Annotated in this window: 7 protein-coding genes; 4 read left to right on the top strand and 3 right to left on the bottom strand. The window is 72.1% G+C overall.

Features of this window, described 5'->3' with window-relative positions:
* The first annotated feature begins 34 nt into the window (after nucleotides 1–34).
* The 3 genes from ABD785_RS35305 (at nucleotide 35) to ABD785_RS35295 (ending at nucleotide 13,645) form a co-directional block, all read left to right on the top strand.
* Nucleotides 35–9,436: an amino acid adenylation domain-containing protein gene (locus ABD785_RS35305; RefSeq protein ID WP_344837371.1), complete on the top strand. Its 9,402-nt coding sequence runs from the start codon at nucleotides 35–37 to the stop codon at nucleotides 9,434–9,436.
* A 104-nt stretch (nucleotides 9,437–9,540) separates the two neighbouring features.
* On the top strand, nucleotides 9,541–9,753 hold the full coding sequence (locus tag ABD785_RS35300; protein ID WP_344837368.1) for an MbtH family protein: 213 nt from the start codon (nucleotides 9,541–9,543) through the stop codon (nucleotides 9,751–9,753).
* Nucleotides 9,754–9,850: 97 nt separating this feature from the next.
* Nucleotides 9,851–13,645: an SDR family NAD(P)-dependent oxidoreductase gene (locus tag ABD785_RS35295; protein WP_344837366.1), complete on the top strand. Its 3,795-nt coding sequence runs from the start codon at nucleotides 9,851–9,853 to the stop codon at nucleotides 13,643–13,645.
* A gap of 113 nt (nucleotides 13,646–13,758) precedes the next feature.
* Here ABD785_RS35295 and ABD785_RS35290 read toward each other — a convergent pair whose 3' ends face one another.
* The 3 genes from ABD785_RS35290 to ABD785_RS35280 form a co-directional block, all read right to left on the bottom strand.
* On the bottom strand, nucleotides 13,759–15,726 hold the full coding sequence (locus ABD785_RS35290; protein WP_344837363.1) for an ABC transporter ATP-binding protein: 1,968 nt from the start codon (nucleotides 15,724–15,726) through the stop codon (nucleotides 13,759–13,761).
* Between the two features lie 42 nt (nucleotides 15,727–15,768).
* Nucleotides 15,769–16,572, bottom strand: coding sequence for an alpha/beta fold hydrolase (locus tag ABD785_RS35285; RefSeq protein ID WP_344837360.1), 804 nt, complete (start codon nucleotides 16,570–16,572; stop codon nucleotides 15,769–15,771).
* Nucleotides 16,573–16,651: 79 nt separating this feature from the next.
* The gene (locus ABD785_RS35280; RefSeq protein WP_344837357.1) at nucleotides 16,652–17,584 is read right to left on the bottom strand and encodes a TauD/TfdA family dioxygenase; all 933 of its coding nucleotides are present in this window, start codon (nucleotides 17,582–17,584) and stop codon (nucleotides 16,652–16,654) included.
* 219 nt (nucleotides 17,585–17,803) lie between these two features.
* On the opposite strand from ABD785_RS35280, the gene ABD785_RS35275 reads away from it, so the two are divergent.
* Complete coding sequence (locus tag ABD785_RS35275; RefSeq protein WP_344837356.1) at nucleotides 17,804–19,393, top strand: MBL fold metallo-hydrolase; 1,590 nt, start codon at nucleotides 17,804–17,806, stop codon at nucleotides 19,391–19,393.
* Nucleotides 19,394–19,506 lie beyond the last annotated feature (113 nt).

Here is a 19,506-nt window from a genome sequence, read left to right as displayed (position 1 = left end):
CCAGAGCGCCGAGCGCGGCGACGGGGAGGACCACGTGGCGGACACCGAAGTCGCGGACATCGAAGCCGGGACGCACGAGCTGATGGCAGGTCAGCTCGGCGTCTGGTACGCCCAGCAGCTCGCACCGCACAGCGACGCCTTCATCTGCAGCGAGTACCACGAGATCACCGGCGACCTGGACACCGGCCTCATGGTGCGGGCCGTCCAGCTCACCCTGGACGAGGCCCAGGCCTACCGGCTGCGGTTCCGGATCGTCGACGGTGAGCCGCGCCAGTACGTCGGCGGCGACGGCCATGACGAGATCCACGTGATCGACCTCAGCGACCGGCCCGACCCGGCAGCCGCCGCCAGGGAATGGATGCGCGACGACGCCGCCCGCCCGATCGACCTGCTCACCGGCCCGCTGTTCCGCCAGGCCGTCCTCCGTGTCGGCGAGCGGCGGCACTACTGGTACCAGCGCTTCCACCACATCGCCGTCGACGGCTACAGCAGCGCGGTGTTCGCCGCCAGGGTCGCCGCCCACTACACGGCCCTGACCGAGGGACGGGAACCGGCCGGCGCACCGCTGGAACCGCTGTCGGTCCTCCTCGACGACGACCGGTCCTACCTCTCCTCCGAGGACGTCGGCAGGGACCGCCGCTACTGGCTCGGCCGCCTGGCCGACCTGCCCGAACCACGGCGGACCGGCCGGCCGGCGTCCCGCCTCCTGCCCGCCCGGTCGCTCCGGCACACGTGCTCCGTCGAGGCCGGCGTCGCGGCGGAACTGCGGAAGGTCGCCGCCCGCAGCGGCACGAGCCTCGCCGGGCTGCTCGTCGCCGCGACCGCGATCTACCAGAGCCGGCTCACCGGCGAGCGGGACATCGTCCTCGGCGTCCCGGTCCTCGGCCGCACCCCGGGGACCCGGGAGCTGCGGACCGTCGGTGAGACCACGAACCTGATGCCCGTCCGGCTGGACGTGCGGCCGCGGGACTCCGTCGCCGACCTCGTCAGGCAGACCACCCAGACGGTCGGCTCGGCCCTGCCCCACCACCGTTACCGCTACGAGCAGCTCCTCCGCGACCTCGGACTGCCCGACGGCAGGGCGCTGTACTCGATGAAGCCCAACATCGTGACCTTCGACCATCCCGCGCGGTTCGGCGACTGCGTCTCCGTCGCCCGGAGCCTCACCGGCGGGCCCGTCGACGACATCGGCATCGACGTGCACGACCACACCGGGACCGGCGCCCTCCACATGGACGTCGACGTGAACCCCGGCCTCCACGACGCCGCCCACGGAGCGGAGGTGGCCCGGCGGTTCCTGCGCGTCCTGGAATCCGTCGCCGCCGCGCCCGCCGAGCCGATCGGCCGGATCGGGCTCCTCGACGACGGCGAGCGCCGCCGTGTGCTGACGGACTGGAACGCCACCGCCGCCCCGGTCCCCGCCGCGACCGTCCTGGACCTGTTCGACCGTCAGGTCAGGACCGCCCCGGACGCACCCGCCGTCCTCGCGGACGGGGAGTCCCTGACCTACGCGCAGGTGGCCGAACGCGCCGGACGGCTCGCCGGGCACCTGCGCCGGTCCGGGGTCGGCGCGGAGTCGCTGGTCGCGGTGGCGCTGCCCCGCGGAGTGGACCTCGTGGTGGCGCTGCTGGGCGTGCTGAAGGCGGGCGCCGCGTATCTGCCCGTCGACGTGACCCTGCCGGCCGAACGCATCGCATTCATGATCGCCGACAGCCGGGCGATCGCGGTCCTCGGCTCCGGCGAGGTCCTGGACGATCTGCTGCCGCCCGGCGTCCTGACGATCGACGCGGACGACGTGCGCGGACCGTCGGGGGAGCCGGAGGCGGAGGTCCGGCCGGGCCAGCTCGCCTACGTCATCTACACCTCGGGATCGACCGGCGTGCCCAAGGGCGTCGCGGTGACCCACGAGGGCATGGTCAACCTCGCGTCCGCCCAGGCGAGGACGCTCGGCGTGCGGCCGGGCGACCGGGTGCTCCAGTTCGCGTCCGCCGGCTTCGACGCGGCCGGCTGGGAACTGCTGATGGCCTGGTGCGCGGGCGCGGCCCTCGTCGTCACCGCGCCGGGCCGGCTGCTGGCGGGGGACGAGCTGACCGAGGTCGTGCGCCGGTTCGAGGTCACCCACGCCACGCTGCCCCCCGCGGTCCTGGCGGCCCTCGACCCGGACGCCCTCGCCACGGTGCGGACGCTGGTGTCGGCGGGGGAGGCCCTCGACCGGGACCTCGTGGCGCGGTGGTCGCCCGGAAGGAATCTGATCAACGCCTACGGCCCGACCGAGACGACCGTCTGCGCGTCGATGTCGGCGCCGCTGGCCGCCGGGGACGAGCCGGTGATCGGCGGCCCGGTGACCAACACCCGCGCGTTCGTCCTCGATGACGCCCTGTCGCCGGTCCCGCCCGGCGTCGCCGGCGAACTGTACGTGGCCGGAGTGCAGCTCGCGCGCGGGTACGTGGGCCGTCCCGGGCTCACGGGCGAACGGTTCGTCGCCTGCCCGTGGGGCTCCGGCGAGCGCATGTACCGCACCGGTGACGTCGTCTCCTGGACGCCCGGCGGCGATCTGACGTTCGGCGGCCGGGTCGACGACCAGGTGAAGATCCGCGGATTCCGGATCGAGCCCGGCGAGATCGAGGCCGTCCTGGCCTCCCATCCGGCGGTGGCCAGGGCCACGATCGTCGTCCGCCAGGACCGGCTGATCGCCTACGTCGTCCCCGCGCCCGACGCCCCGTCACTCGACGGCGTCCGCGAGCACGCGGCCCGCAGCCTGCCCGACCACATGGTGCCGTCCGCGATCGTCATGCTGACGGCCCTGCCCCTGACCAGCAACGGCAAGGTCGACCGGAACGCCCTGCCCGCGCTGGAGACGATGACGGGACAGGGCCGCGGCCCGTCCGGGGCACACGAGGAACTGCTGTGCGACGCGTTCGCCGACCTCCTCGGCCTCGACCAGGTCGGCGTCGACGACGGCTTCTTCGACCTCGGCGGGCACTCCCTGCTCGCGGCACGGCTGGTGTCGCGGATCCGGAGCACGTTCGGCGCCGAGATCGAGATCCGTACCCTGTTCGAGAACCCGACCGTCGCCGGGCTGGCCGGGCTGCTCACCGAGCCGGCCACCGGACCGGCCAGGGCGGTGCTCCGGGCGGGAGACCGCCCCGAACGGCCCCCGCTGTCCTCCGCGCAGCGCCGTCTGTGGTTCCTCGGGCAGCTCGAGGGCCCGAATCCGACCTACAACATGCCGATGATCGTGCGCCTGGACGCCGACCCCGACCTCGATGCGTTCCAGCAGGCGCTCCGCGACGTGATCGGCAGGCACGAGCCGCTGCGGACCGTCTACGCGATCGCCGACGGCGAGCCCTACCAGCGGATCCTCGACCCGGACGGCCTCGACTGGCACGCCGAGATCGTCGACGTGCCCCCCGGCGGCCTGGCCGGGGCGATCGCGGCCACGGCACGGCACGCCTTCGACCTGGCGACCGACCTCCCGATCCGCGCCTGGGTGTTCCGGGTGGCGGGCGGCGAGAGCGTCGCCGTCCTGCAGATGCACCACATCGCCAGCGACGGATGGTCGATGGGGCCCCTCGACCGCGACCTTTCGGCGGCCTACGCGGCGCGCCGCCGGGGCAGGGCGCCCGCCTGGGAGCCGCTGCCGGTGCAGTACGCCGACTACGCGCTCTGGCAGCGCGACCTGCTGGGCGAGGAGGAGGACCCGCAGAGCCTGCTGTCGCGCCAGATGCGGTACTGGCGGAAGACCCTCGCCGGGATCCCGGAGGAACTGGCCCTGCCGATGGACCGGCCCCGTCCGGCGGTGGCGAGCCACCGCGGCCACACGGTTCCGTGGCGGGTTCCGCCGGAGCTGCACGAGCGGATCGTCCGGCTGGCCCGCGCCGAGGGCGTCACCGCGTTCATGGTGTTGCAGGCCGCGTTGACCGTGGTGCTGTCGCGGTTCGGTGCGGGGACCGACGTCCCGATCGGTTCGCCGACCGCAGGCCGCACCGACGAGGCCCTGGACGGCCTGGTCGGCTGCTTCCTCAACACCCTGGTCATCCGCGCCGATCTGTCGGACGACCCGGACTTCCGGCAGATCCTCTCCCGGGTGCGGGAGGCGAGCCTCGGCGCGATGGCCCACCAGGACGTGCCGTTCGAGCGCCTGGTCGAGGAGCTGGCACCGGCCCGGTCACTGGCCCGGCACCCGCTCGTCCAGGTCGTCATGACCGACACCAGCCGCACCACGTCCGACGGCTTCACGGAGTTCGGCGAGGCCGCCGTCATCTCGGCGAAGTTCGACCTGTGGGTCCAGGTGGCGGAGGAGTTCGACGGCGACGGCCGCCCGGCCGGGGTCGACGGCACGGTGACGGTGGCCGTCGACCTGTTCGACACGGTCGTCGCCGACCGGGTCGCGGGCTGGTTCCTGCGGGTCCTGGAAGCGCTGTCCGCGGAGCCGGAGACACGGCTGGGCGAGGTCCGGCTGGAGAACGCGGAGGAGCGGGACCTGGTGGTGCGCGGCTGGAACGCCACGGCCGCCCCGGTCCCGGAGTCCAGCGTGGTGGAGCTGTTCGACGCCCAGGTCGCCGCGCGGGCGGTCGCCGATCCGGTGGCGGTGGCCCTGGTCGCCGATGGCGCTTCGGTGACGTACGCGCAGCTCGACGCTCACGCCAACCGGCTGGCCCGGTATCTGGTCGATCAGGGTGTGGGTGCGGAGTCGGTGGTGGGTCTGTGTCTGCCGCGGGGTGAGGAGATGGTCGCGGCGATTCTGGGTGTGTGGAAGGCGGGTGCCGCTTATCTGCCCGTGGACGCGAAGCTCCCCGTGGAGCGGCTGGCGTTCGTGCTGGCCGACAGTGGTGCTTCGCTGCTGCTGGGTGCCGAGGAGGTTCTCGGGGATCTGCCCGCGGGACGGGTACCGATGGTCGCCATCGACGACCCCATGGTCCTCGCCTGCGGGGATACCGCTCTGGCGACGCCACCGATCGACCCGGCGCAACTCGCGTATGTGATCTACACGTCGGGTTCGACGGGTGTGCCGAAGGGCGTCGCGGTCACGCACGGGGCGCTGGCGAACTACGTGACGTCGGTGTCGCGGCGTCTGGAGTGGACCGGACCGGAGATGCGGTATGGCCTGCTCCAGCCGCAGGTCACCGACCTGGGGAACACCGTGCTGTTCTCCGCGTTGGCGTCCGGTGGCCAGGTGCACATTCTCGATCCGGACACGGTGATCGACGCCGAGGCGGTCGCGGAGTATGTGCGGCGGGAGCGGATCGATGCGGTGAAGCTGGTGCCGTCGCATGCGATGGCGATCGAGGCTGAGCGGCTTCCGCTGGGCCATTCCCTGGTGCTGGGTGGTGAGGCTGCTCGTGCGGAGTGGGTGGAGGAGGCGCTTGCGGCTGGGTTGCGGGTGTTCAACCATTACGGTCCCACTGAGACCACGGTCGGTGTGGCGACGACCGAGCTGACCGGCGGCACCGTGACGATCGGCCGCCCGGTGGACAACACCCGCCTCTACGTGCTCGATGACGGGCTGCTTCCAGTGGCGCCGGGCGTGGTCGGTGAGCTCTATGTCGCGGGCGCGCAGCTCGCCCGGGGTTATGTGGGCCGGGCCGCCTTGACCGCTCAGCGCTTCGTGGCCTGCCCGTTCGAGACGAACGAGCGGATGTACCGTACGGGCGATCTGGTGAGGTGGACCGCTGATGGCAGGCTCGTCTTCGCCGGTCGTGCCGACGATCAGGTGAAGGTGCGGGGTTACCGGATCGAGCCCGGTGAGATCGCTTCGGTCCTGACCGGGCATCCCTCGGTGGCGCAGGCCGCGGTGATCGCCCTGGACGAGCGCCTGGTCGCCTACGTGGTGCCCGCCGACGACCTGTCGGCCGAGGTGGTCCGCGAGCATGTCGCCCAGTATCTGCCGGAGTACATGGTCCCGGCCGCGATCGTCGTCCTGGACGCCCTGCCGCTGACCGGCAACGGCAAGCTCGACCGCAAGGCCCTGCCCGCCCCGGACCTCACCGGCCACACCGACTCCGGCACCCGCCCGCCCAGCACCGTCGAACAGGCCCTCCTCTGCGACGCCTTCGCCCAGATCCTCGGCGTCGAGACCGCCGGCATCGACGACGACTTCTTCGACCTCGGTGGTCACTCCCTCCTGGCCGTCCGTCTCGTCTCGCGGATCCGTGCGGTCCTGGGCGTCGATGTCGACATCCGGACGATCTTCGAGGCGCCGACCGTCGCCGAGCTCGCCACCCGCCTGGCGGAGGCCGGAACGGGCCGGGCGGCGATCACCGCGGGAGAACGCCCCGAACGGATTCCGCTGTCGTTCGCCCAGCGCCGCCTGTGGTTCCTCGCCCAGCTCGACGGCCCGAGCGCGACCTACAACAACCCGATCACCCTCCACCTGCCCACCGGGACCGACGCCGCCGCACTGAACGCCGCCCTCCGCGACGTCATCGGCCGCCACGAGTCGCTGCGCACGGTCTTCCCGGCCGTCGACGGCGAGCCCCACCAGCACATCCTCCCCATGGACTCCCTCGACTGGGCCCTCGAGACCCTCGACGTCCCCGCCGCGGAACTCCCCGCCAGAACGGCCGAAGTGTCCCGCCACGCCTTCGACCTCGCCACCGAAGCGCCCATCAGGGCCTGGCTGCTCCGCTCCGGACCGGACCGGAACGTGCTGGTCATCCTTCTGCACCACATCGCGACCGACGGCTGGTCGATGGGACCGTTCGGCCGCGACCTCGCGACCGCCTGCACCGCCCGGCTGAACGGCGACGCCCCCGAATGGGAGCCGCTGCCCGTCCAGTACGCCGACTACTCCCTCTGGCAGCGCGAGCTGCTCAGCGACGGCGACGACCCCGGCAGCCTCCTCGCCCGCCAGGTCGGCTACTGGCGCCGCGCCCTCGACGGCGCACCGGAGGAACTGACCCTGCCCGCGGACCGGCCCCGTCCCGCCGTGGCGAGCCACCGCGGGCAGCAGATCCCCTTCGCCCTGCCCGCCGAGGCGCACCGGCGCCTGGTGACCCTGGCCAGAAGCGAGGGCGTCACCCTCTTCATGGCCCTCCAGGCCGCCCTGGCCGTCACCCTCTCCCGGCTCGGCGCCGGCACGGACGTCCCGATCGGCTCCGCCGTCGTCGGCCGCATGGACGAGGCCCTCGACGACCTCGTCGGATTCTTCGTCAACACCCTGGTCATCCGCACCGACCTGGCCGGAGACCCCGAGTTCCGCGAGGTGCTGTCCCGGGTGCGGGAGACCACCCTCGGGGCCCTGGCCCACCAGGACGTCCCGTTCGAGCGCCTGGTCGAGGAACTGGCACCCACAAGATCACAGGCCCGCCACCCGCTGTTCCAGGTGGTGCTCACCCTCCAGGACACCGATCGCCTGGTCGTCGACCTCCAGGGGGAGCGGCTCACCGGCGGCACCGCACTGGACGGCACAGGAACGGTCGCGGCCCGCTTCGACGTGGAGGTGGCCGTGGGCGAACTGTTCGACGGCGGCCTCCCCGCCGGGCTGCGGGGCTCGCTCGTCGCGAGCGAGGACCTGTTCGACCCCGGCACCGCCCGGGCGCTCGCCCAGCGCTTCGTCCGGGTGCTGGAGGCCGTCACCGAGCGGCCGGAACTGCGGCTCGGCGACGTGCCGGTACTGGCGCCCGACGAACACGACCGGCTCGTCCACGAGGGGAACGGCCCCCCGGCGCAGACCGGTGCTGACCACCTCGCCGAGCTGTTCGAGCGGCAGGCCGCGGCCACCCCCGAAGCCGTCGCGGTGGTCGCGGACGGGACGTCACTGACCTACCGGGAACTCGACGAGGCCGCGAACCGGCTGGCCCGCCGTCTCATCGAAGCAGGGGTCGGGCCGGAGTCGATGGTCGCCGTCGTGATGGAACGCGGCGCCGGCGTGGTCACCGCCCTGCTGGCCGTCGTGAAGGCGGGCGCGGCGTACGTGCCGATCGACCCGCGCTCGCCCGCCCGGCGGGTCGGCGCGGTGCTGTCGGACGCGGCGCCCGCCGCGGTGCTGGCCACGGCCTCCTGCGCGCCACTCCTCCCGCGGAAGGACCCGGCCCCGGTCATCGTGATCGACGACCCGGAGACGGCGGGGGAACTCGCCCGGCTCTCCGCGGCGCGGCCCGCACCGGCGGCGCGCGAACCGGAGCACGCCGCCTACGTGATCTACACCTCGGGCTCGACCGGCACCCCCAAGGGCGTCGTGGTCGGCCACCGCAACGTGCTGTCGATGCTGGCCGCGACCCGGGAGACCCTGCGACCGGCCGCCGGCGACGTGTGGAGCTGCTTCCACTCCTTTGCCTTCGACTTCTCGGTCTGGGAGATGTGGGGGGCGCTGCTGCACGGCGCCCGCCTCGTGGTGGTGCCCTACGAGGTCTCGCGCAGCCCGCGGGAGTTCGCCGACCTCATCGAACGCGAGGGCGTGACGGTCCTGAGCCAGACGCCGTCGGCCTTCCACCAGCTCCCGCGGATCCCGGAACCGGTGCGCCTGGTCGTCTTCGGCGGCGAGGCGCTGGAACCGTCACGGGTCAGCGACCGCCTGGACGGCCCCCGCCTGGTGAACATGTACGGGATCACCGAGACGACGGTCCACTCGACCCACTGGCAGGTGACCGGCGACGAGAGGGGAAGCGTGGTGGGCCGCGGCCTGCCGGGGACGTCGATGTACGTGCTCGACGAGCGGCTGAGGCCCGTCCCGCCCGGAGTGGTCGGCGACCTGTACGTGGCCGGACCGCAGGTCTCCCGGGGATACCTGGGCCGGCCGGGGCTGACCGGCGAGCGGTTCGTCGCCTGCCCCTACCGGCGGGGCGAGCGGATGTACCGCTCCGGCGACCTGGCCAGATGGTCGCCCGACGGGCGGCTCGTCTACGCCGGCCGGGCGGACGCCCAGGTGAAGATCCGGGGATTCCGGATCGAGCCCGGTGAGATCGCCGCGGTGCTGGCCGGGCATCCGGCCGTCGAGCAGGCGGCGGTGACCGTCCGGGACGAGCGGCTGGTCGCCTACCTGGTGCCCGCAGGCCCGGAACTGCCCGTCGGGGAGATCCGTGAGCACGCCGCCCATCGGCTGCCGGAGCACATGGTCCCGGCCGCGATCGTCGAGCTGGACGCGCTGCCGCTGACCACCAACGGCAAGCTCGACACCGCGGCCCTGCCCGCCCCCGACTACGGCCGCGGCAGGGCCGCGGTGAGACGGGAGCCCACCACACCCGAGCAGGCCGGGCTCTGCGAGGCCTTCGCGGAGGTCCTCGGCCTGGACGCGGTCGGCATCGACGACAACTTCTTCCATCTCGGCGGCCACTCCCTGCTCGTGGTCCGCCTCGCCGCCCGTCTCAGGACCACGCTCGGCGCCGATCTCGAGATCCGGACGGTCTTCGACCACCCCACCCCGGCCGAGCTCGCGGGAAGGCTCCGTACCGGGACGTCCGACCGTCCCGCGCTGCGCCCGATGCCCCGCGGCTGACCCCTCTGAGGGGCGTTCAACTGCATTGAACGAATGGTTGATGGGCCGCCGGGAATCGGTGATAGTTAATTCGGCCTTATAGCGGAGAGATAGGGGATGGTCCGGTGCCGAATCCGTTTGAGGATCCCGATGCGAGTTATCTGGTTCTGGTGAACGACGAGGGCCAGCATTCGCTGTGGCCCGTATTCATCGACGTTCCCGAGGGCTGGGCATCGGTATTCGGAGAGGCGTCGCGAGACGACTGCCTCGAATACATCGAGAAGTCCTGGACCGATCTGCGTCCGAAGAGCCTTATCGAAGCGATGAAGGCGCAGTAGCGACCGAACGCGCAAGCACGTGAGACGCCGGCGCCCCGCAGGGGTCGCCGGCGTCTCGCCGTTTCCAGCTTCGAGCACGCGATGACGGGAGAACGACATGACAGCATCCGATCCGGTCGGCCGGGCCCTGCTCGAGGACATCGCCGGCGCCGTACGGGACGTTCCGGGCGTCCTCGACGCGGTGGCGGTCGCCCGCAGACGCGTCCGGCCCCGGACCGCCCCGGCCGTCCCGGCGCCCCGGCCCGCCGCCGAGCACGACCCGGGCGGCCCCGCCGCCGACCTGGACGGCGGCCCGCTGGAGGTTCCGGAGGACTGGCCGGAGAACCTCCAGGAAGCGCTGCGGACGGCCGCCGAGCAGGCCCCGGGCAAGGGCACCGTCTTCATCACCCGCGACCACGACGACACCCTCCAGACCTACGCCGCGCTGCTCTCCGAGGCCGAACGGGTGCTCGCGGGCCTCCGCTCGGCGGGACTGCGCCCCGGCGACGCCGCGCTCTTCCAGTTCGACGGCAACCGCGCGTTCCTCACCACCTTCTGGGCCTGTGTGCTCGGCGGATTCGTCCCGACCCCGGTCGCCGTCGCCACGACGTACGAGGCCCCGAACGAGACCAACCGCAAGCTGCACAACGCCTGGACCCTGCTCGGCCGGCCGGTCCTGATCACCGAGGCGGCGACCGCCGGAACCCTCGCCTCCGTACGGCGGCTCTGGTCCGAGCCGGACGTGCGGATCCTCACCTTCGAGGAGCTGGCCGCCCACGGCCCGGACACCGCCTGGTACCCGGCGGAGCCCGGCACCCCCGTGCTCAACCTCCTCACCTCAGGCAGCACCGGCGTCCCCAAGTGCGTGCAGCACACCCACGCGAGCGTCACGGCCCGGTCGCTGGCCGTCGCGCGGCACTGCGGGCTCGGCCCGGACGACGTCAGCCTGATCTGGATGCCCTACGACCATGTGACCGTCGCCTTCTACAACGTCCGCGACGTGTTCCTGAAGTGCCTGCACGTCAACGCCAAGATCGAGCACTTCCTCGCCGATCCGCTGCTCTGGCTGGAGTGGGCCGACCGCTACCGCGCGACCGCCACCTGGGCGCCGAACTTCGCCTTCGCCCTCGTCAACGAGCACGCCGAGGCGATCAGGGAACGTCCCGCCTGGGACCTGTCCCGGCTGCGCGAGATCGTCAACGGCGGGGAACCGGTCATCGCCGCGACCGCCCACCGCTTTCTCGAGCTCCTCGCCCCGCATGGGCTCCCGGCCGACGCCATGCGGCCCGCCTGGGGGATGTCCGAGACCTGCTCCGGCGTCACCTACACCCGCCAGCACCGCGACGACCCGGCCGCGGGGACCGTCACCATCGATCCGGCGTCGCTCGGCGGGACGGTCCGCGAGGCCGCCCCGGGGGAGGAGCACGCGGTCGTGCTCTCCGCCGTCGGGCGGCCGATCCCCGGCGTCGAGATCCGCGTGGTCGCCGACGACGGCACCGTGCTGCCCGAGTACCGGGTCGGCGAATTGCTCATCCGCGGCCGCACGATGATGCGCGGCTACCACGCCAACGCCGAGGCCAACCGGGAGGCCTTCACCGACGACGGCTGGATGCGCACCGGCGACCTCGCGTTCGTCCGCGGCGGAGAGCTGGTGATCGCCGGACGGAAGAAGGACCAGATCATCGTCCGCGGCATCAACTACATGGCCCACGAGATCGAGCACGTCGCCGAGGGGGTGGACGGTGTCCGGGTCACCTTCGCCGCCGCCGCCGGGATCCGCGAGCCCGGCGCGGACTCCGACCGGCTCGCGATCTTCTTCGTGCCGGAGCGCTGGGACACCGAGGAACTGGACCGGACGGCCGCCGAGGTCCGCGCGACCCTGGTGACCGAGAGCGGGCTGGCCCCCGACCTGCTGGTGCCCGTCACCGAGGCGGAGTTCCCCAAGACCGGCAGCGGGAAGATCCAGCGGGCGGCGCTCGTCGCCGCGTTCCGCGAAGGCCGGTTCACCGACCGGGTGCTCGGGTCCGGCCCGCGGGAGGAGACCGACGGCTGGCTCTTCCGCCGCGAGTGGGCGGAGCTGCCGCCCGCGGCCGGGACCGCCGCCGCGGCCGGGGTGCGGCTCGTCCTCGCCGAGGACGAGGACCTCGAGCGGCTCGGCCTCGGCCCGTCCGTGGTGACCGCGCGCCGCGGCGCCTACGGCACCGACGGCCCCCGCCGTCACCGGGTCACCGCCGACGACCGCGGCGAGCTGCGGCGCCTGCTCACCGAGGTGACCGCCGCCCACGGCCCGATCACCGAGATCGTCTTCGCCCTGCCGCTGTCGCAGCCCGGCCGCACGCCCCTCGCCCGGCTGACGGCAGTCACCGCCGAGTTCTCAGCGCTGGTCGCGGCCCTCGAGGAGACCGGCCTGAGCCCGCTGCTGCTGACCCTGACGGCGGGCTCGGTGCACGTGAGTCCCGGCGACCGGATCGATCTCGGCTCCGCCGCCCTTCCCGGCCTGCTGCGGACCGCGGCCGCCGAGGCCCCGCGGCTGGTCCTCCGGCAGGCCGACCTGCCCGCGGACCCGGGCGAGTGGGCCGCCGCCGTCCAGGGGGAGCTCGCCGACCGCGACCACTCCGGCGTCGTCGCGATCCGGGCGGGACGCCGTCTGCGGCCCCTGCTGTGCCCGGCCGACGACGACGGCCCCGCCGCAGACCCCCCGGCGCTGGTCACCGGCGGCCGATACCTGGTCACCGGCGGTCTCGGCGGGATCGGCTACGAGATCGCCCGGCGCCTGCTGACCGAGGAGAAGGCCGTCCTGCTGCTGGTCGGCCGCTCACCGGCGGGCAGGGTCGCGGGCCGCCTCGCCGAACTGGCCGCGCTCGGCGACGTCGAGTACCACCGGTGCGACGTCGCCGACCTCCCGGCCCTGCGCGCGGCCGTCGACGCGGCGGAGGCCCGCTGGGGCGGACCGCTCGACGGCGTCCTGCACCTCGCGGCGGCGGACGCGACCGGGCAGTGGGCTCACCTCGACCGGCACATGATCGCCAGAGAGTCCGCGGCGACCTTCGCCGAGCAGTACCGCGCGAAGGTCGCCGGGACGCTCGCCGTCGCGGAGATCCTCGAGACCCGCCCGGACGCCTCGCTGATCCTCTTCGGCTCGGTCAACGGCGAGTTCGGCGGGCACTCCTTCGGCGCCTACTCCGCGGCCAACAGCTTCGTCGCGGGCTTCGCCGAGCACTGGCACCACGAACGCCGCCGGACGGTGCACTGCCTGGCCTGGAGCATCTGGTCGGAGGTCGGCGTGAACCACGGACAGCCGACCGAGCCCGGCCGGCAGCGCGGCTTCCGGATCATCGGCACGGCCGACGGCCTGCGGGTCTTCCGCGAGGCCCTGGCCCGGCCGGGCCCCTACACCCTCCTCGGCCTCGACGTGCAGAACCCGGCGATCGTCGCGGAGCTCGTCCCGGACCGCCTGCTCGTCGCCGAGGTGCTCGTCGCCTACACCGGTGCCGGAGCGGACGCCGAGAGGATCCGCGCCGCCGTCGCCTCCCGGACGGGCGCCAGCCCCGTCCCCGTCCGCGTGGCCGCCGTGCCGAACATCCCGCGTGACGCCCGGGGCGAGACCGACGTCGCCCGGCTCCTGCTGGAGGCGGCGCCCCGCAGGACCGGCCGGACCGCCGGGGAACCGGCCACCGAACTGGAACTGCGCATCGCCCGGATCTGGTCGGAGGCGCTCGACCGGCCGGAGGTGGGACGCGACGAGTCGTTCTTCGAGCTCGGCGGGAACTCGATCAGGGCGTTCCGGCTGATCGCCCTCGTCAACGACGAGCTGGGCACCAAGGTAGGGCCGCGCGAGCTGTACGAGAACCCGACCGTGGCGGGGATGGCGACGGCCATCAACGAGCAGGCCGGAGTCCCGGCGGAGAGGTGAGAGGCCGGCGCCGCCCGTTCAACTGGCCTCCGGGCCGCAGTCGAACGGGCGGCGCCCGGCCGTGGAACACGAAGACGCCGGCACCCCCCGAGGGCGCCGGCGTCTCCGTGTTCTCAGCGGTGGAGCTCGTCAGCGGCGCCCGCGCGGGCGGCCGGGGTCCCCGAGCCGTTCCCGTTCTCCCGGCCGTACTGGATGCCGTACAGGTCCGCGTAGAGGCCACCGGCGGCGAGCAGTTCGTCGTGGGTGCCGCGCTCCCTGATCTGGCCGCCGTCGACGACCAGGATCTGGTGGGCCTCGCGGATCGTGGACAGCCGGTGCGCGATCACCAGGGAGGTCCGGCCCGCCAGCGCGGTCTGCAGGGCCCGCTGGATCGCCGCCTCGGACTCCGAGTCGAGATGCGCGGTCGCCTCGTCCAGGACCACGACGGGCGACGACTTCAGCAGCAGCCGGGCCAGCGCGAGCCGCTGCTTCTCGCCGCCGGAGAACCGGTGACCGCGGTCGCCGACCACCGTGTCCAGGCCGTCCGGCAGTGACGCGATCACGTCCCAGATCCGGGCGGCCTCACAGGCCTCGGTCAGCTCCCGCTCGGTGGCGTCCTCCCGGGCGTACAGCAGGTTGGCGCGGAGGGTGTCGTGGAACAGGTGCGCGTCCTGGGTGACGACCCCGATGGTGTCCATCAGGGAGTCGAGGGTCAGGTCGCGGACGTCCTCGCCGCCCACCCGGACGGTCCCCTCGGTGGCGTCGTACAGGCGCGGCACCAGCTGGGTGATGGTGGTCTTGCCCGCGCCGGACAGGCCCACGAGCGCGGTCAGCTTGCCCCCGGGCACCCGGAAGCTCACGTCCCGCAGCACCAGGGCGTCGCCCGCGCCCTTCTCCGCCTCGCCGCCGGGCCTGCCGTTCTTCCTGCCCCGCCGGCCCGCCGACTCCAGGGACCGCAGGGAGACGTCCGCGGCGTTCGGGTAGCGGAAGGAGACCCGGTCGAACTCGATGTCGGGCGCGCCCTCCTCGCCCGGGGTCCGGGCCAGGGGACGGGCGCCGGGCTTCTCCTTGATGAGGGGCTGCAGGTCGAGCACCTCGAAGAGCCGGTCGAAGCTGACCAGCGCGGTCAGCACGCTGACGTGCATGTTGGTCAGCTGGTTGATGGGGCCGAAGACCCGGCCCAGCAGGCCGGCCATGGCCACGATCGTGCCGATCTCCAGCGTGCCGTCGATGGCGAGACGGCCGCCGAAGCCGTAGAGCAGCGCGGTGGTCAGGCCGGTAAGCACGGCGATCGAGATGCCGAGCACCTGCCCCCAGGCCATCATCGTGGTCGCGATGTCCCTGACCGCGCCCGCCTTGCCGGCGAACGTCTCCGACTCCCGCTGCGGCTGCCCGTACAGCTTCGTCAGCTGGGCCCCGCCGATGTTGAACCGCTCGCCCATCATCGAGGCCATCTCCGCCTCGGTGTTCATCCGCTCGCGGGTGAGCCGCTCCAGCTTGGTGCTGACCCACTTGGTGGGCAGCAGGAACAGCGGGATCAGCACCAGCACGGCCAGCGTGAGCTGCCAGGACAGCACGAACATCGTGCCGAGGACCAGGACGAGCGTGAGCAGCGTCGAGGTGGTCTGGGACAGCAGCGTCGTCACCGCCTGCTGGGCGCCGAGCACGTCGGAGTTGAGGCGGTTGATCAGCGCTCCGGTCTCGGAGCGGGTGAAGAAGGCCAGCGGCTGTTTCTGCACGTGCGTGAACACGGTGGTGCGCAGGTCGTAGAGCAGCCCCTGGCCGACCCTGTTGGACAGCCAGGTCTGCAGGAACATGACGCCCGCGTCGAGCACCACGATCGCGGCGATCAGCAGGGCCAGCAGGACCACGACGTCGTCTTTCTTCGGGACGATGCCGTCGTCGATGACGAACTTGAGCAGGAGCGGCCCCAGGGCGATCGAGGCCGCGTGCAGCGCCGTCAGCACGATCACCGCGAGCAGTTGCCAGCGGTACCGCCAGGCGTAGGGGACGGTCCTGCGTAACGTGCCCGCGCGGACCTTGTGCTTCTTGACCTCGGGCCCGCCGATCCGTACCGGACCCGGGCCGCCCATCATTGCCATGTGAATCCCTTCATCGCCGGAGCCCGGCGATGCGTCAGCGGGTCAGTGTTTGTCGAGGAACTCGAGGATCGCGGTGTTGACCTCGTCGGGCCGCTCGAGGAAGCCGAGGTGGCCGCAGCCGGAGATCTCCACGAAGTCGCAGCCGGGGATGGCGTCGGCGGTCTCGGCCGCGAGGTGCGGGGGAGCGACCCCGTCATCGGTGAACGCGATCACCCGGCAGGGTGCGGTGATCTTGGACAGGTCGGGCCTGCGGTCCTCGATGGTCTCCACCCAGGTCTGGCCGCCGGCCTCCGCGCCCGTCTCCGCGGCCAGCTCGAAGATCTCCAGCCAGGTGGAGATGGTGGCGTCGTCGCGCTGCGTCGCGGGCGACAGCATCTTCTGCACGGTGTCGACCGCCTGGTAGGCGGCCGGAAGCCGGATGCCCTGCTCGACCAGCGCACGGTCGGCGAGCGTCTGGGCCCGCCGGACGGCGTCCGCCCGGGGCCGGGTCGCCACCAGAACGGCGCTGCGCACGAGCGAGGGGCTGTGGATGGCGAGCTCCTCGGCGATCATCGCGCCGAGGGAGGCGCCGACGATCCGGCACGGCCCCAGGTCCAGCGCCTCGATCAGGCCGCGGGTGTCGGCCACCATGTCGGCGAGCGTGTAGCGTCCCGGCGGCGCCGAGGACGGGGCGACGCCCCGGTTGTTGAAGGTGGTGGTCCGGTAGCCGGCCCGGTTCAGCGCGGGTGTCTGGTGCATGTTCCAGACGTGGCCGGCGGCGTTCTGCCCCATGATGAGGAGCACGTCCTCGCCCTGGCCGGTGCGCTCGTACGACAGCCGGATGCCGTTGCTGTCTAAAAGGGGCACGATTCTCCTCCGCTGCGCAGATCAGGATGGAAACGAAGTATCGCCATGTCGGGCCGGAGGCTGTCAACGTCCTCCGGGATCAGTCCGACATCGCCACGAGCACGCGTCGCGCGCCGTCGAAGGGACGCCGTCCGTGGGCGACGAGGACGTTGTCGATCAGCATCAGGTCGCCCGGCCGCCAGGGCACGTCGACGGCCAGTTCCAGGGCGCGCGTCTGGATCTGCTTGATGTAGGCGTCGGGGATGGGGGAGCCGTCGTCGAACGTCGCGTGCTGCGGGAACTCGTCGGGCTCGAGGATGTCGTAGAGCTCGGCGGCGGTGCGGTCGCCGAGGCCGGCCGGATGGAACTGGTCCGCCTGGTTGAACCAGACCTCCGCGCCGGTGACGGGGTGGCGCACGGTGGAGGGACGGCGCTGGATGATCCGGATGCCCTCCGGGCCCCACTCCCACTCCGACCCGGTGCCCTCGAGGAACCGCTCGACCTCGGCCCGGTCCCCGGTCTCGAAGGTGTCCATCCAGCTCTTCCCGAACCCGAAGCCGTCGTGCAGGTTCTGCACGTAGCGGACGCCTCCGGCGAAGGCCTCGCGGATCTCGTCGTCGAGCGACTCCAGCCACAGCTCACCGTCCAGGACGGGCGTCGCCCCGCCGCACGCGGGCGCGATCTGGCAGAAGAAGACCAGGCGGCTCGGCCAGCGGCGGGCATAGCTCATCTCGTTGTGCAGCGAGATCGTGAACTCCTGCGGATACTCCGTGGAGGTGTAGAGGTTGCGGCTCACCTTGGTGCGCGGCGAATTGCCGTGGACGTAGGGGAGCCGGTGCGGGACCACCTGGTCGAGCACGGGCTCGATGGTCTCGGGGGTCACGCCGAAGCCGCGGAAGACCACCGCCTTCCGCTCGGCGAGCAGCCGGGAGAGCGCGTCCTGCCCCTGCCCGGTGAGCCAGCCGGTGAGGTCCGTGCCGATGGTGTCGCTGGTGATCTCGTACGGGGTCCAGGTGCCCGCCGTGGTTTCCATCGATTCCCCCATCGCCGGTCCGGCCACCTCGGTCGGCCGGACATTCCGGGGACGGTATTTTCCATCGTCGTCCCCGCTATCCCAAACACGCAGTTGAACAATGCGTTCAAGTGACATTCCGGGATGTTGGCACAGGGCGCCGCCTCCGCCATAGTGACGCCGGACGCGGTGGGGAATTGTTCACCGCACATTGGCTGACCACTCCCGGTTGGAGGGCTCATGAGTGTCAGTGACGACCCGGTATTCCTGAGATCAAATGCGATCATCGAGCCGCTCGTCGATCGCTTCTACGCCTGGATGCACATCGTGGCGCCGGCGCAGGCTTCGCTGAACCTGGCCAAGGTCCAGGTACCCATGCTCCAGTCGTATCTGCAGAACCCGCAGGTGCACGTGGCCGCCAGCGTCAATCCGGCCCTGCGCGGCGGCTACTTCGTCAACGTCGAGGAATCGCGCAGCAACGAGGTCGCCGCCCTGCTCGACACGATCAAACGCGACCGGGCGGACATGCTCGCGTTCGCCGGCGCCATCGCCGAGGCGGACGATCTGCTCCGCCAGAGCGCGACGGGCTTCGACCTCACCCCGCTCTACCCCAAGCTCCCGTCGGCCCTGAACGGGCTGGTGGAACTGGCGTACGACACCGGCAACCAGGCGTCCATGCACCTGCTCGAGCCGGTGCTGTACACGAGCCCGTACTACGACGTCCGGCGTCAGTCGGTCCAGCTCTCGCTGGAGACCGGCATCGAGCGTCCGTTCATCCTCAGCACCCCGCGCCTGCCCCAGCCGGACGTGCTCGACCTGGAGATCCCGTTCAACCACGCGGGACTCGACGAGTTCTTCGCGGCCAGGATCGCGCCCTCCACGGTCGGCAGGCTCCGCGAGGCGCTCGAACTGGACGACGCGCAGACGGTGCAGCTGCGGCGGCTCCTCACCGACAAGCCGAGCCTGTCGCCCGACCGCGGCATCGAGTCCGGTGGCCGGGTCCGGTACTTCGGCCACGCCTGCCTGGTGCTCCAGTCGGCCGAGGCGACGATCGTCACCGACCCGTTCATCAGCGCCGACAACCGGCACGGTGACCGCTTCACCCTCGACGACCTGCCCGAGTACATCGACCTGGTGCTCATCACGCACGGGCACCAGGACCACATCGTGCTCGAGACGCTCTTCCAGCTCCGCAAGCGGATCGGCGCCGTCGTGGTGCCGCGCTCCTCGCGCGGCAACCTGTGCGACCCGTCGATCGGGCTGTACCTCAAGGCCCTGGGCTTCACCGTCATCGAGGTCGACGACTTCGACGAGGTCCCGATCCCCGGCGGCCGTGTCGTGGCCACGCCGTTCCTGGGCGAGCACTCCGACCTGGACATCCGCGCCAAGTCGACGTTCTTCGTCCAGATCGCCGACCACAACATCTACATCGGCGCCGACTCCTCGGGCATCGACCCGGTCCTGTACCGCTACGTGCGCAACCATCTCGGCGAGGTCGACATGGCCTTCCTCGGCATGGAGTGCGACGGTGCCCCGCTCACCTGGCTGTACCAGGGTCTGCTGACCCGTCCGGTGACCAAGCGGATGAGCGACTCGCGCAAGCTGTCGGGGTCCAACGCCAAGCAGGCCGCGGCCATCATGACCGAGCTCGGCGCGACCAAGGGCTACATCTACGCCATGGGCGAGGAGAGCTGGCAGGGTCACGTCATGGCGACGACCTACAACGAGGACACCTACCAGATCAAGCAGATCGAGGAGTTCCTCGGCTGGAGCTCCGAGAACGACATCACCGCCGAACACCTCTTCAACAAGCGTGAATGGCGCTGGTAGATCCGCGATAGGGGTGGGGATAGGGGTCGGCTAGGAGTGGCCGGCCCCCGGGCCCGGTGTTAGCTTCTGAGCCCGGTGTCCGCTTCTGACGACGCCTGAACGTAGACCTGCTG

Origin of the sequence: Actinocorallia longicatena (genome assembly GCF_039534125.1) — a bacterium.
Lineage (GTDB): Bacteria > Actinomycetota > Actinomycetes > Streptosporangiales > Streptosporangiaceae > Actinocorallia > Actinocorallia longicatena.
Note: the sequence above shows the minus strand (reverse complement) of the source record. Positions and strands in the feature narration are given on the sequence as shown.

Bases quoted from the DNA above. Each gene is read 5' to 3' on its own strand.
- ABD785_RS35295 (WP_344837366.1), top strand. From the start codon at position 9,851: ATGACAGCATCCGATCCGGTCGGCCGGGCCCTGCTCGAGGACATCGCC.
- ABD785_RS35290 (WP_344837363.1), bottom strand. From the start codon at position 15,726: ATGGCAATGATGGGCGGCCCGGGTCCGGTACGGATCGGCGGGCCCGAG.
- ABD785_RS35280 (WP_344837357.1), bottom strand. From the start codon at position 17,584: ATGGAAACCACGGCGGGCACCTGGACCCCGTACGAGATCACCAGCGAC.
- ABD785_RS35275 (WP_344837356.1), top strand. From the start codon at position 17,804: ATGAGTGTCAGTGACGACCCGGTATTCCTGAGATCAAATGCGATCATC.